At 37.7% G+C, this 13,339-nt stretch carries 15 protein-coding genes and 1 pseudogene; 8 read left to right on the plus strand and 8 right to left on the minus strand.

All coding sequences use genetic code 11. The features are described 5' to 3' along the window. Positions 1-33: 33 nt before the first annotated feature. A complete protein-coding gene (locus LC574_RS05795; protein WP_229451948.1) occupies positions 34-579 on the minus strand; it encodes a hypothetical protein in 546 nt (181 codons plus the stop codon). A 349-nt stretch (positions 580-928) separates the two neighbouring features. Then, a complete protein-coding gene (locus tag LC574_RS05800) occupies positions 929-1,867 on the minus strand; it encodes a SulP family inorganic anion transporter (RefSeq protein ID WP_229451950.1) in 939 nt (312 codons plus the stop codon). 1,071 nt (positions 1,868-2,938) lie between these two features. Here LC574_RS05800 and LC574_RS05805 point away from each other — a divergent pair. The 7 genes and pseudogenes from LC574_RS05805 (at position 2,939) to rppB (ending at position 9,361) form a co-directional block, all read left to right on the plus strand. Beyond that, complete coding sequence (locus LC574_RS05805) at positions 2,939-3,754, plus strand: CemA family protein (RefSeq protein WP_229451952.1); 816 nt, start codon at positions 2,939-2,941, stop codon at positions 3,752-3,754. Positions 3,755-4,003: 249 nt separating this feature from the next. Beyond that, positions 4,004-4,492, plus strand: coding sequence for a DUF2808 domain-containing protein (locus LC574_RS05810; protein WP_229451954.1), 489 nt, complete (start codon positions 4,004-4,006; stop codon positions 4,490-4,492). A gap of 323 nt (positions 4,493-4,815) precedes the next feature. Next, positions 4,816-6,033 (plus strand): ISL3 family transposase, encoded by a 1,218-nt coding sequence (locus LC574_RS05815; protein ID WP_229451956.1) that lies wholly within the window; start codon positions 4,816-4,818, stop codon positions 6,031-6,033. 129 nt (positions 6,034-6,162) lie between these two features. After that, positions 6,163-6,645 carry a DUF2808 domain-containing protein gene (locus tag LC574_RS05820; protein WP_229451958.1) on the plus strand — a complete coding sequence of 161 codons (483 nt, stop codon included), beginning with the start codon at positions 6,163-6,165 and terminating at the stop codon, positions 6,643-6,645. 110 nt (positions 6,646-6,755) lie between these two features. After that, a complete protein-coding gene (locus LC574_RS05825) occupies positions 6,756-6,923 on the plus strand; it encodes a hypothetical protein (protein ID WP_229451960.1) in 168 nt (55 codons plus the stop codon). A gap of 283 nt (positions 6,924-7,206) precedes the next feature. Then, entirely contained in the window at positions 7,207-7,959 is a 753-nt protein-coding gene (gene rppA / locus LC574_RS05830; protein WP_229451961.1) for a two-component system response regulator RppA, read from the plus strand. Further along, positions 7,946-9,361, plus strand: a pseudogene (gene rppB, locus LC574_RS05835) (two-component system sensor histidine kinase RppB). The gene rppA and the pseudogene rppB overlap by 14 nt, the downstream one beginning before the upstream one ends. Before the next feature lie 221 nt (positions 9,362-9,582). Here the strand turns inward: rppB and LC574_RS05840 are convergent. Then, the gene (locus tag LC574_RS05840; RefSeq protein ID WP_229451963.1) at positions 9,583-9,897 is read right to left on the minus strand and encodes a hypothetical protein; all 315 of its coding nucleotides are present in this window, start codon (positions 9,895-9,897) and stop codon (positions 9,583-9,585) included. Between the two features lie 96 nt (positions 9,898-9,993). Further along, positions 9,994-10,482 carry a heavy metal-responsive transcriptional regulator gene (locus LC574_RS05845; protein WP_229451970.1) on the minus strand — a complete coding sequence of 163 codons (489 nt, stop codon included), beginning with the start codon at positions 10,480-10,482 and terminating at the stop codon, positions 9,994-9,996. Between the two features lie 278 nt (positions 10,483-10,760). Here LC574_RS05845 and LC574_RS05850 point away from each other — a divergent pair, with 278 nt between their 5' ends. Then, positions 10,761-11,012: a thioredoxin family protein gene (locus LC574_RS05850; RefSeq protein WP_229451971.1), complete on the plus strand. Its 252-nt coding sequence runs from the start codon at positions 10,761-10,763 to the stop codon at positions 11,010-11,012. 127 nt (positions 11,013-11,139) lie between these two features. Here the strand turns inward: LC574_RS05850 and LC574_RS05855 are convergent, their stop codons facing one another. The 4 genes from LC574_RS05855 to LC574_RS05870 all read right to left on the minus strand — a co-directional run. Then, entirely contained in the window at positions 11,140-12,018 is an 879-nt protein-coding gene (locus LC574_RS05855) for a hypothetical protein (protein ID WP_229451973.1), read from the minus strand. Positions 12,019-12,116: 98 nt separating this feature from the next. Next, positions 12,117-12,353 carry a hypothetical protein gene (locus LC574_RS05860; protein ID WP_229451975.1) on the minus strand — a complete coding sequence of 79 codons (237 nt, stop codon included), beginning with the start codon at positions 12,351-12,353 and terminating at the stop codon, positions 12,117-12,119. A 106-nt stretch (positions 12,354-12,459) separates the two neighbouring features. Next, positions 12,460-12,654, minus strand: coding sequence for a heavy-metal-associated domain-containing protein (locus LC574_RS05865; RefSeq protein ID WP_229451976.1), 195 nt, complete (start codon positions 12,652-12,654; stop codon positions 12,460-12,462). A gap of 238 nt (positions 12,655-12,892) precedes the next feature. Then, the coding region (locus LC574_RS05870) for a heavy metal-responsive transcriptional regulator (RefSeq protein ID WP_267871428.1) at positions 12,893-13,339 on the minus strand (447 nt) is incomplete at its 5' end.

Genomic DNA, 13,339 nt, shown 5'->3' on the forward strand with positions numbered 1-13,339 from the left:
ATACTGCTGTAGCTATTATATAGATTCAGGTATTTATCGATAGTAAAAGCTAAAGGGAATCAGACAAAATAAAGTGATGCGATCGCTCTTTTCAGGCACAGGAGATGGAGTATCAAGCCGGAGGTCGCTAGCCTTCAGGCTGTAGGAAGGTGGAGAGAGACTGAGGCAATCCCCAGATTGCTGAGAAAGGTTAGGTAATTGAGTTAAGGTATTGGACTTGGACTCTTGAGTCGGTCGATAAATTGATGCAAAAAGACTAATGTTAATGGGTTGAATGATAGCTGGAATTAACTGAGTTCGAGCCATTTCAGCAGTAAGGACACTATTTGTCGGAACTCGCATAGAATTGACATCCAACTGCTCAAAGACGGGAGTTATTTGCGCCAACGTATTAGACTCTTGGGTACATGGATTAGTTGGTTGCTGAAAACTCGTAGATAAGTGTGTGACTGTAATTAACTGATTTTGAGCGGTTTCAACAGGAGGAGCCTCAGATGCAATGGCACTGTTAGCAAGCACCAACATAGCACCCAAGAAGGCTGGACTGATCAGTAAAGCCTTATTGAAAATTTTTGACATTGATTCGTCCTCACACCCAATGAAAAAACACTAATAACTTGAATATTAGTGCTTATAGCTTGAATTACAGCAATTTTCAGATAATTAAACCACGATTTGGAGTGAGTTATATAAGTGATTCTTCGATTTAATACTAGTAGAGATTTATGTAGTTTAATTGGCCTGTGGCATACAAGCGATCGCCCTGAGAATTGATTCCCAGTCCAAAATACTGGCTACCCTGAGTCGAACGGTCAATGACAGCGATCGCCTCACCAGGACTACTTTCAATCCCTTTCCAATGAGAAGTTGGTGGAAGTAGCAGGGAATCTGCATACTCCTCTCCAGAACAAGCAGACAGCGAAGATTTCTACGTCGCTCTTTGCGATCGCCCAATGACGAACGGTTGGCGGTAACGCTCTACCAAACCATCCCACTGTACGACGAGGGTGCTTCCCGTCTGCTTCTGTTGCTTCTCCCACACTGAGAATAAGTCGAGGCTTTCTGCACTGGCGATCAAGGCGATCGCTATTGCTTCCACAAGCAGTGGTGCCTGAAGCAGGTGCGTTAAGGAAGCAGGCGTTGGCAATTGAATTGCAGAAGCAAGATTAGCAGGCACATCGACGTATTTAACTGGCAGCTTCATGATGGCAGCGATCGCAGTTGCTACGACCACAGCAATCAGAACACCTGGTAGCAAGTTCAATCTTCGAGGCTTAAACTTATCCCAAACTACGAGTGTGAAGATGCTAACCAGACCTATAAGCGCAGCAATTTGATGACTGGTTACAGCAATTTGATGATTGCTAGCGTCGCTGAAAAAGATACCCTTGTAAATGGCGTTGGGAATAGAAATTAGGTTCTCAATTCCGCTCGCACGTGGCAAGTCATCGACCATTACGTGGAATTGGGAAGCGAAGATCAGTACGCCTATACCTGCAAGCATTGCATAGATCACTGCCGGAGATATGGCGCGGAACACCTGACCCAGCTTGAATACTCCCGCCAGCAATTGGATTAATCCCGCCAGCAGAAGAATAGGCCCGAGCATTTCAATGCCGTAATCGCGGATCAGTTCTGCGACAATGACAGCCAGTCCAGCTGCTGGGCCACTGACTTGTAGTGGGGAACCTGCGATCGCGCCGACAATAATTCCGCCTACCATTCCTGTCACTAAGCCACGAGATGGAGGCACTCCCGAAGCGATCGCAATCCCCATGCACAGCGGCAGTGCGACAAGAAATACAACTATGGATGCCAATAGGTCGTCGGTGATGAATCGTTTGTTAAAGATGTCTCTGATTGCCATTTTTTTAGCTGTAGGTACGTGGACATAAAAAAACAGCCAACCAACTGAGATGCCTTTAGAGGGCTGTGCCGCCCACACAGATGAGTCACAATCGTTTGAAAAATTGCCAACCTTTTTGGATGTTTGTCTAACTCCATCATTTACGCATGGGTAGGAATCCAACCCGAAGGGTTGAATACCAAAGCTAGCAATTTTTTTAAACGTTTACGCCTTGATAATCTTTGCGGCACACAGATAACTTATTAAAATTGACTGTTTTTTCCGGATAATCTACTTATCTGGCAAACTTGGTAATACATTTCTCAAATTCAGCATAGAGTTCTGCTCCTCGCTATAACTGACCCCAAACCTCTGAGTATATTGGGGTGGTTGAAAGCAAATAAAGTACCCTATTATCAAGAATTTAACCTTTAGTTTATATCAAAGTTTGAACTTTGAGTCAAGCAAAACTAGTAGTTATATTTCCTAACAAAAATAATAATTATTGCTGAATTTAAAAAAAGAATAATGCATATTTATCAATTAAAAAATTTGACTAATTATTAAAACTCCCAAATATTTTTAACTGTATCCAGCTTTCTCTTGAAAATTAAACCCTATACCTTAACCTGACTTGCTCTCTCGTTATAAGATTTAAACTTAGGAATTTATCCCAGCATTAACTTCTGTCTACAGGAGTAAGTTTTTTATCTAAAATTCTCTAGAAATTTCATCTCAATTTCATAATTGTGTAGTAAGACTTAAGCCAAGCAATCTACTTAATAGAATAAAATTTGAATCTATTGCATATCAATGTAATTAAATTGTCTATACTAGATTTTAGTTTCATGCTCCTTATTTTTAAAGCTTAATCAGACTTTTGGTCATGCAGTAACTAGTTATGACCAAAAGTTTGATTTTTTATTATTGAATATTTAGTATTCGATGATTTATTTCATCCTAATTTCATCCTGATTATATATAGTAACTTTTAGGAGCTTATTCCTTGGCTTTGCTCCACACTATTCTCAGGCTTTTTAGTTCAGCCACAACGGTAATACTACCTAGCCTGACTTTATCGAGCAAATGAGAATGAAACCTAATCCAAAATCTCAAAAACTTAGCTTTGTTCCTCGGTCGATACTACAAACTCTAGAAAAGCTAAAACAAGCACTAGAGCCAAATGCGGAGCATAAGGTTGTTGAAGAGTTTCGCGCTTCTCGTCAGAGAACAATTAGTTCTCTCCGTTATTTGTTAATTCTATTTATTGTTCCATTATTAGTGAATAATCTGTTTAAAACATTTGTAATCAAACCTTTGATTTATAAATACTGGAGCCAAGAAGCATCAGAAATTTTCTTAAATTCTTCTCAGGAAGAAAGAGCCTTAACTGAATTGAAAAAAATTGAGCGAAAAATTCAATTTGAAGCACTACTGAGAAAAACTCCAGAACTTTCTTCAAATATTGTAGAACAGAAGGTCAAAGATAAGGCTATTGCGTTATCCCAAAAATATAAAACTGAAAGTATTGATGCAGTTGCTAATGTATTTGCAGATATACTTTCATTATTGTCATTTATTATATTATGTGTCTTTGGTAAACAGCAGCTTACCACTATTCAATTTTTTAGTGCCGACTTAATTTATAGCTTAAGCGACTCTGCGAAAGCTTTTTTCATTATTCTCGCTACTGATATCTTTGTCGGCTATCACTCTACCTATGGTTGGGAAATAATTTTAGAAAACACCTCAAAGCATTTTGGTCTTCCAGAAAATAAAAGTCTGATTTTACTATTTATTGCTACTGTCCCAGTTGTCATGGATACAATTTTCAAATATTGGATTTTTCGCTACCTCAACCGCAGTTCTCCTTCAGCCGTGGCTACCTACCATAACATGAATGAATAATTTTCCAAAACCTCCTTTAATTAACGTGTAACCGTAGACTGACTTTTCATGGAAATTTTTGAAAATGTTGGTATTACGAGGTGTAAGAGTCTAACAAATTCAAACCTTTACACCTAATCTTTTTTTTCACATTGTGAAAAGTAAGAAACGTAGAAGGTAGTTAATTTTAGTTTTACCAGATTGTTCCGTATTGATTTATCACAGGTTCATTTTGATTTACTGACGTTAATAATTAAGTGAGGAGTAAACATGAAGAAAGTGCTAGTTTACGTTGCTATATCTACTCTAGCTGCTGCACTTTTAATTCCTGCCAACTATGCAAGTGCCAATGAAGAAGATGGTAATGTTCCTCATGTTGATGGTAACTATCAATTTCCTCAGACTCGCTGGATGCCTGTTAGACATACTTTGCGAGTACACGTTCCCAAAAATAGCAAGAGTGTTTCGCAGTTAAAAATTGAAGTTCCAAGTACTGTCAAGTGGAGTAATAATACTAATGATGTTGTTATAAACGAAAATAATGACCGAGAAATTAACACCAATGTTTCTGTAAATGGCAAAACTATACTACTAGCTTTTGCTGAACCAATTGTTCCTAATACTAAGCTAAAGATTGATATCAAGAATGTCAAACAACCATTTCTTGGTAATGGCCCTGTCTACCGTTTATCTGCTAATCTTGTTGGCATTAATGCAGAAATACCTATAGGTGTAGCTAGATTTCGTGTAAATCTTTAAACTTAGCACGATTCAATAAATAAAGCCTCTGACATTTAATTTACAGACAAGTTAAATGTCAGAGGCTTTTTGGGATTTTTAAACCCAATTATCAAATATTATTAATCATCAATGATTTAAAATCATTGATGATTAATAACTATATTTGGTTCTACCGATCCCCTTATGAAAAAAAAGTATTTTAACTAAAAAAAAGAGCTAAAAATCAACAAGAATATATAGCTAAAAATCAATCATGATAAAGGTTTCTGGTTTTTTAAATATCCTGGATCTGTGAGAGAATAAAATTAAATTTACTATAAATTTAATTTTAGGTGATCGCTATGAAGTTTTCCGTAGAGCAAATTCTTAATTTACCAGGGATAAAAGTATTAAATTGTCAAGACATTGAAGGCTTAGGATTAATCATAGAAATACAAGCTGACTCCAAATCTTCTAAATGTCCAAGATGTGGTAAAGCTAGTCATAGTATACATCAAAATCATTGGCGTAATATTAAAGACTTGCCTTGGAGTAATCAGCAAGTAATATTAAGAGTTAACCGCCGTCAGTTTCGATGCAAAAATTGTCAAAAACCATTTAGTGAGGATTTAGATTTTGTCGATAAACAACGAGGATATACTAAAAGATTTGCGATAGAAATAGTGAAGCAAGTGTTAGACAGTAATATTCGTAGTGTTGCAGAGAGAAATGATTTGAGTGAATCAGAAATTCAATCAATGCTAGATTATTTAGAATCAGATATCAGACTTGATTTAAGTGAAATAAAACGTCTAGGCATAGATGAAATTGCTTTAATTAAAGGTCAAGGTAATTATTTAGGAGTATTGGTAGATTTAGACAGAAGAAAACCAATTGACATTGTTGAGTCACGTCGTCAATCAGAAATGAGTCAAGCCTTGCAGAGTATGGGTAATGAGGTTTTAGAACAAATCGAAGAAGTGAGCATTGATTTGTGGAAACCATATAAAAGTTTAGTAAAAGAATTGATGCCCAATGCAGACGTAACTGTTGATAGATTTCATGTAATGAAACAGGTAAACGATGAATTAGATGCAACACGTAAACAGCAAAAGAAAGCAGCAGGTTCACTCAAGAATAAATTGGAAAAAGACCGAATATTAGCTGGATTATTAAAAAGTAAATATAGCTTGTTAAAAAACGAAGATTCTTTAAATGAGCTACAAAAAGAAAAGTTAAAAGCAGTTCAAGATGTATCTCCAATACTATCAAAAATGCACGCCCTTAAAGAGGAATTCAGAAATATATTCAACACGGCTGAATCATGGGGCGATGAGGTACTGAAATTATTAGATTGGATGTATGATTCAAGCTTATACTTTCCGAAAACTATTAGAACCATTTTTAGGTGGTTTGGAGATATAGTTGGTTATTTTGAACAAAGAACAACTAGTGGGACTGTAGAAGGAATTAATAATAAGTTGAAGCTACTAAAAAGACTAGGATATGGTTTCCGTAATTTTGCAAATTTTAGATTACGCTGCTTATTATCTTGGCACTTTAGTGTTAAATCTCCATAAGGGGATCGGTAGAACCCTATATTTTAAATTTTACTTAACATAACAATATTTCACTTCTATTTCATCAATACCTTTCACAATTATAGATATAGAGCTAATTAACCAATTAACAAAACAAGGAGAATATTGATGAAAAAGCTGATTTACACTGTTGCCTTTACCTTAGTTCTCGCATCTTCAGTTCCTTCAGTTTCTACTGCTTGGGCGAAAAATCCAAATGATGCTAAATTTTCCCATTTAGGAAATAGTACTGCTGTTCCTAATAATGCCCGTACCCTAAATGCTACTCATAAGTTTGATGTTCATGTCCAAGGTAAAGCTCTTTCAGAATTGGCGATTGATTTACCAGAGGGGGTAAGTATTGATAAAGGAATTGAAGTCGAAAATAAATTAGGTCAAAAAATTCCTACAACGCTTTCCATTAACAACAGAAAAGCTACAGTAGCTTTTCCGGAACCAGTAGCCCCTGGTACAAGCATATCAATTCGTATGGAAGGAGTTAATACTCCAGGTTATGAGGAAACTTGGCATTATCCAGTATCTGTCAAAAAGGTTGATATGAAAGAAGAAATTCCACTTGGTTTAGCCCGGATTCAGACTTACGGTGGTTAGGCTAATTAACTGCTGTTAATTTTAGCTGTAGCTGTTAACTAAATTAATCAGTAGCTGTAGGGTGAGATGGTGGATCTTGCTTACCCTACATCATCTTGCCGGAATTAGTTATGAAAAAGTCAATTTATGCGGGTGCAGCATTTTTTCTAATAGTAACTTCTTCATTTCCATCAGCTTGGGGAAGCGAAAATAAAGACAATTTCAAAGTCTCTATTGGTAATGGTGTAGCATTTCCTAGCACTGTTGGGTTTCCAGGCGCTGCTCATGATCTGACTTAATATTTCATCTTGATTTCATCATTACCTGTCAGAATAAAAAATAACTCAGTAGACGTATTGCAATTAGTTAGATTTGTTAACTTCTCTAACTTAGTATCACTCACACCAATTGAGCAATGGGATGTACTGAGTTTTTCTTATAAATTATCTACTGCCAAGGTCGTACCATCTCTTTATGATCTTAGATAGCTTGCTTGTATACATGATTTAATAACTCAGAATTTCATCCTAATTTCATAAACTTCTGTCAATCTGTTTCTAAGGGATAACCCTGTTATTAACTATGCTGATTTCACAAAATTGCCACGAACCTCTAACTTTTCAATTTGATATGCGTGTGTTACTGGTCGAAGATGAGTCAGATTTGGGCGCTGCTATTAAGCGAACGCTGAAGCAGCAAAAGTATTTAGTTGACTGGGTAATGGATGGTAATGAAGCATGGGCATATTTAGAAAATAGTTCGGCACAATATACAGTGGCGATTTTAGATTGGATGCTCCCAGGATTTACTGGTTTGGAATTGTGTAAAAGGCTGCGTTTAAAAGGAAATTCTTTGCCTATCTTGATGCTCACAGCTAGAGATAGCATGGAAGATAAAGTTGCTGGCTTAGATGCGGGCGCTGATGATTACTTGGTTAAGCCTTTTGGAATGGCAGAATTACTGGCAAGGTTACGGGCATTGCAGCGGCGTTATCCCCACTTACAACCTCAACAACTAACCGTTGGTAACTTTACTTTAGATTACAGCAATAGTACAGTTGTCGGTCAAAATACGACGGGGGAAAAACAGGAAATTTCTTTAACTAATAAGGAATTCCAACTGGTGGAATATTTTATGAAGCACCCAAATCAAATTGTTACCACTGAACAGATTCGCAATCAGCTTTGGGAAGTGAGTGCAGAACCTGCTAGCAATGTGGTAGCAGCGCAAGTACGTTTGTTGCGTCGCAAACTAGCCTGCTTCGACTGCGCCAACCCGATTGAAACTTTGCATGGTATGGGATATCGTCTGAATCTGACTAATGAATCAAAATAAACTGTTTCGAGGAACTCGTGTTCGTTTAGCTCTGTGGTATGCCCTCGTCATGGGTTCAATTTTAAGCGTTTGTGCTTTCGGTGTCTACAGAGCTGTTTTCCGTGCCCATGTGATAGCTTTAGACAGTGAAATTGAGTCTGTAGCGGGAACACTGCATGACAGTATTGAATTTAAGCTCAGGCAACCCGGGAGTTTGGAACCCGTTATACAGGAGCTATTCCCAAATATAAATCTATGTAAAATTGGAGCCAGCTGCACTCAACAGCAGTCAGATACTAAACGTCATTTTCTTGGTGTAGTTAATAAAGATCACTACTATGTACGTTTTTTTGATACTTCAGGACGCTTAATTGCTACTGCTGGTAATTATCCAGAAGGACTGTCTAATGTCTTCAGCAATGAAAAATGGTTATTTCTCAAAGACAGCAAAGGCAATGATTACCACCAAAATTCCTTAGTGCTACACACCCCAGATAATGGGGATTAGGGCTATATGCAAGTGGGGCGAAGTCTTGAAGAATTTAATCGTTATCTGGATAGTGTGAAATTAAGTTTAGGTTTGGGATTGCCGATCGCAATGGGTATGGTTGCAGTTGCTAGTTGGTGGTTGGCTGGTTTAGCTATGCAACCAATTTATCAATCTTATCGACAAATTCAACAGTTTACAGCAGATGCTGCACACGAATTGCGAACGCCTTTGGCTGCAACAGGTGCAACGGTGGAATCAGCGCTTTTAATGTCGCAGATGGACGAAGAAGAAACGCGGGACATTCTGCGAACTATCCACCGTCAGAATCAGCGACTTATTACTTTGGTTGTAGATTTATTATTATTGGCTCGTTTAGATAGACAACACCTACCAGTACAACTAGAACAATGTTGTCTAAATGATATTGTCAGCGATTTAGTCGAGGAATTTGAAGCGATGGCAGTCGCGGCATGTGTAATGCTGCAATCTAGGATAAAGGTAAATAAGCCAGTAAATATTATCGGTGATAGTGACCAGCTTTACCGTTTGGTTTCTAATTTAATTGTCAATGCAATTCAGTATACACCCAAAGGAGGGGAGGTTACGGTTTGCCTGGGTTCCAGTGAGCATCATGCTGTGATTCGGGTTCATGATACGGGTATTGGTATCCCAGAGAAGGAACTTCCTCGAATTTACGATCGCTTTTATCGGGTGAATAGCGATCGCTCTCGTAGCACTGGCGGTTCTGGATTAGGATTGGCGATCGCCTCTGCAATTGTTCTGGCACACCACGGTAGTTTGAATGTGCAAAGCGAATTAGGTAAAGGTAGTACTTTTACCATCGAACTACCGTTTAATGTTATCCACCTAAACAGCGTTCGGTCTTTTTCGCCATTTAAATGGCTGTTTCGCCGCTTACGCCAATCTAAATAGAAGATTTCGTATTTAACCTAAGTGAACAACAGCGACGTTTGGCGCTTTCTGAGGTTCGTCCCCAAGTGAGTTTGGTTGCTAGTTACAACTTGTTAGCTAAACCATAAGATGGCTTCCTTAGCAATTAATTCATTGGTCTTTTTTGGCGAGACTTTTCTAAGGACTCCTAGTTTTTTCTGACATTTTAAAAATGTGTTTATCGCCGAGGAATTTATCAAGCTCTATCTTGATGGACTGTCTTGGTTGTTCATCATTCCCGGCATATTGTTCATCATTCCTGGCATCTTATTCATCATTGCTTGGCAACACTTACATCCCGTTTGGTTTGGCTGCTGTGGCGTTTGATTTGTTGGCGTTATTCTTTGACTGGTGAGTACTTGAATTAGTTTTGCGTCGTTTATAGCCCTGGCGGATTGATTCGGTGTCACAGTTCCCTTGGGGGTGTTTGCAAAGGAAGCAGTAGCGGTTAACGTAAGCAATGCAAAACTAGCTACGGCTCCGCTCAATACTGTCTTAACGCCTGTACTAATGTTCATTTTGTACTCTCCATTATTCTGTTAATTTAGTAGTTTCTGAGAAACTAAGGCCATTCTAAAGTCTCTATTCGGGTATAGAGTCAAGTAATAAATTTACTAGTCTCGGAAATTGTGAACAGGTATATCAGAGCAAGCAACTTCCTCAATCAAGCTACAAAGCTCTTTATTACAGGGATTATCCAAAGGTCGGTTTTCCCAACGCTGTTGATATGCCTCTAGCTCATCCTTCAGTTGCTTCATGCGATAAATCTGCTCCTCAAGATGAGCAATTTTCTGTTTAAGTAAATCCCGAACTAGGGGACAAGCAGGGTCGCCTTGGGAACGAATGCCTAGCACTTGCTGAATTTCAGACAGGGAAAACTGTAAGGATTGGGCTTTTTTGATGAATTGCAGCCTGTTGATTGCCTCGCAGTCGTAATAACGGTAGCCACTTTCACTTCTTTCAACTGGTTTTATCAAGCCCAAGCCTTCGTAATACCGAATTGTTCCCACTGCCACATCAGTTTGCTTCGCCAGCTCACCAATTTTCAGCAGCTTTTTTGGGGATGATACTTCACAGCAAACTTGTTTCACGACAGCAATCATAGTTATTTACTACTATGTGTTGTTATAACTTTAAAGTCTATAGTCGGCTAGAGAGTCAAGTGATAATTGGAAATTTTTGTGTAAAGTTTAATTACAATACTTGTAGGCAAAAATATTAGCTTAAAACTTGACAATGCAGGCTTGCAAATTTTAGGGAATGATATGTCCAATAAATTTTAATAAAGGTTATTTGAAAAATAATATTTACCTATGGGGTTGACTCTATAGCCGACTAGAGGATTCAGAATGAATGAGTAGAAAAATTTTTGGTAGACATCATGACAAAGCGTCAAATTGAGATTTTTACGGCTGACTGTCCTCTTTGTGATGAAACAGTGCAAATGGTGCAAGAACTGACTTGTCCTGATTGTGAAGTATCAGTTTATAACCTGCGACAAGAGCAAGAGAAAGCCCAGCAGTATGGAGTAAATGCAGTACCAGCGATCGCAGTCAATGGAAAACTTGTCTTAACTGGTAAACCTAATCTAGAACAGTTGCAAGCAGTTGGTGTAGGTCAACCCCTAAATTAGAAGCAGTAATAAGAAGGGATTTACCACCCATTTGGGTGGTAAATTCACATAAGGGTACTGTCTACATATAAAGTTAGAAACACAGGAGTTTTGCACTTCTCGTTTTACTGATAAAACATCAGCTAAATTAAACAACATTTATCCAAAAATCAGCTGTGACGATTTTGCCATTGCGATTAAACTGACCCCAGAGCTTATACTTTCCTGGTTGAGGAAAGCTAGTCATAAAATGAACCTGTCCAGCAGGGGTATCTTTTAGTGCGTGAGCATGAATGTAATCTTCTGCTTTCAATGAGGTTGACTGTCGCAGGATAACTAAATGTCCTTTTTCTCCCAAGTAAGGCTGCAAGTCTGTAAGCGGTTGATTGTTAGAAGCATCTTGTAATTTAAACATTAAAGTGACTTCTTTACCCGCTTTCACAGTAGGTTCAGAAACAGCAAGATTGACTTGAGTATCATTGAACGTTTTACTGCGATTTAGGTTAATTCCTGGGGCAGCAATACTGTTTCCAGGAACTTGTGTTTTCAACACTGAGATTTGTTCTGTTTGACCAGCAGGTTTGTAGTCACTAAAAAATGTGTAATTGCCTGCTTGCGGAAAACGGGCTGCAACTTCAAACTGCCCATTTTCTTTATATGTGGGATGAAGATGACTAAAAAACTGAAGATCATCACTGACAAGAATGAGGTGCATGAGCTTTTCTTGGAAAGTGTCAAAGTTGGCGATCGCTTTCCCATCCGAATCTTGAACGCCAATCACTATCGGAATATTTTTATTAGGGGTAATAATGCTTGGGACTTTGAGTTTTGCCTGGGTAAACGCTTTCTTCCCATCACCTGTGCCACTTGTTGAATGTTCTCTGTGATTAATCTCACCCATAGAATGTTCTTCATGCTGATTTGTGGCAGCAGATATTGGTTTTCCTTCGTCTCTAATTAATAAGGAGCAACTTTGAATTAGTATCAAAGTAGTAGTTATAGCAATTGTATTCAGAAATCGATTCATTGATTTTGCTCCATTTTTTAATGATTTAAGTTATTCAAAAATCTCAATTCGTCTGGGGAATTAATATGGCAAGCATTAGAAACACAACTTTTAGTTATTCAGGTGCTAATTAAACTGATAATTAGGTAAGCAACTGTAGATAAACTTGTTAATTCTGCCATGTCGTCAGTAGGGCGTTGCATAAATGCGGGATGAATTGGCGGGTGAAACCATTGATAATTCGTTCTAAATTGGGCGAAATCATCCCATGATTCAGCAACGCCGTCAGTAGAATTCTTAAACAGATAACTAACTGCTAAACCAATCGTCAGTGGAATCAGAAAAAGTAAACTCATATAAGTCACATCTCTTCTAAAAGCAGAAGGACTTTTCTGAAATGAATATTTGACTATCAGCAGTTCATCTAATGCTAACTACTGATAGTAGAATAAACTCAAAAACCTAAGCAGATGGATAACCGATAGCAGTTATTAGTTCCTTAATCTTAGTCTCAGGTGCTTGAGTTTCTATACTGACAAGTTTTGTTTTTGGATCAGCTTGCACTGTGGCTGTAGAATCAATTGATTGAATTGCTTTGGTGATAGTATTCACGCAAGCAGAACAAGCGAGTTTGGGAACTGTTAGTTGCAGCGTCATAGTGTTAAATTCTTTACTGAGAATAACTAATTTTCTAAAAATCATTGAATAGATATACGATTAATCTACTCAACTAAAATTAGTTTAATTTCTCCAGCTTACGGGAGAGTCAATAGGTAAAATTAAAAAAAACAACTAATTTCTTTATCAATTGATTTCTATCAATAAAAAATTAGCATATCAACTTAGTTTAATGCGTTGATATGCTGATAAAAAATTAAATGAACATCTTGATTGTTTAATTTCTTTCAATAATAGGACAAATTGTTTTTTCAGGATTTTCTGGTATTGTTTCCCAACCAGAAACTAATCCTGATAATTCGTGTCTCAAAATAAGTAATTGCTGAATTTGTTCATCAATAGCTTTAATCTTATCTTCTAGTTTAATTTTTATATGCTCACAAGGTAATTCCCCTCCATCATGAACATTTAAAAATTCCTTAATCTCTGACAAGCTTAATCCTAAGCTTTGAGCGCGTTTAATAAAGTGCAGTCGCTCCAAAACATCAGAGTTAAATAATCTAAATCCACCTTCTGTTCTTGCTGATGATTTGAGTAGACCACCAGTAACTAAATAAACAGTATCGCTGAGTACACCTAGCTGGCGCACTAAAGAACCCAAGCGATCGCGGAACGCCCTCCCAAGAGGATAAGCTGGTACTACACCCCAACCTACCTCTTCTGC

The organism is Nostoc sp. CHAB 5715 (assembly GCF_020829685.1).
GTDB lineage: Bacteria > Cyanobacteriota > Cyanobacteriia > Cyanobacteriales > Nostocaceae > Nostoc.

Coding starts and splice junctions, on each gene's coding strand:
- LC574_RS05795 (WP_229451948.1), bottom strand. CDS start 579: ATGTCAAAAATTTTCAATAAGGCTTTACTGATCAGTCCAGCCTTCTTG.
- LC574_RS05800 (WP_229451950.1), bottom strand. CDS start 1,867: ATGGCAATCAGAGACATCTTTAACAAACGATTCATCACCGACGACCTA.
- LC574_RS05805 (WP_229451952.1), top strand. CDS start 2,939: ATGAAACCTAATCCAAAATCTCAAAAACTTAGCTTTGTTCCTCGGTCG.
- LC574_RS05810 (WP_229451954.1), top strand. CDS start 4,004: ATGAAGAAAGTGCTAGTTTACGTTGCTATATCTACTCTAGCTGCTGCA.
- LC574_RS05815 (WP_229451956.1), top strand. CDS start 4,816: ATGAAGTTTTCCGTAGAGCAAATTCTTAATTTACCAGGGATAAAAGTA.
- LC574_RS05820 (WP_229451958.1), top strand. CDS start 6,163: ATGAAAAAGCTGATTTACACTGTTGCCTTTACCTTAGTTCTCGCATCT.
- LC574_RS05825 (WP_229451960.1), top strand. CDS start 6,756: ATGAAAAAGTCAATTTATGCGGGTGCAGCATTTTTTCTAATAGTAACT.
- rppA (WP_229451961.1), top strand. CDS start 7,207: ATGCTGATTTCACAAAATTGCCACGAACCTCTAACTTTTCAATTTGAT.
- LC574_RS05840 (WP_229451963.1), bottom strand. CDS start 9,897: ATGAACATTAGTACAGGCGTTAAGACAGTATTGAGCGGAGCCGTAGCT.
- LC574_RS05845 (WP_229451970.1), bottom strand. CDS start 10,482: ATGATTGCTGTCGTGAAACAAGTTTGCTGTGAAGTATCATCCCCAAAA.
- LC574_RS05850 (WP_229451971.1), top strand. CDS start 10,761: ATGACAAAGCGTCAAATTGAGATTTTTACGGCTGACTGTCCTCTTTGT.
- LC574_RS05855 (WP_229451973.1), bottom strand. CDS start 12,018: ATGAATCGATTTCTGAATACAATTGCTATAACTACTACTTTGATACTA.
- LC574_RS05860 (WP_229451975.1), bottom strand. CDS start 12,353: ATGAGTTTACTTTTTCTGATTCCACTGACGATTGGTTTAGCAGTTAGT.
- LC574_RS05865 (WP_229451976.1), bottom strand. CDS start 12,654: ATGACGCTGCAACTAACAGTTCCCAAACTCGCTTGTTCTGCTTGCGTG.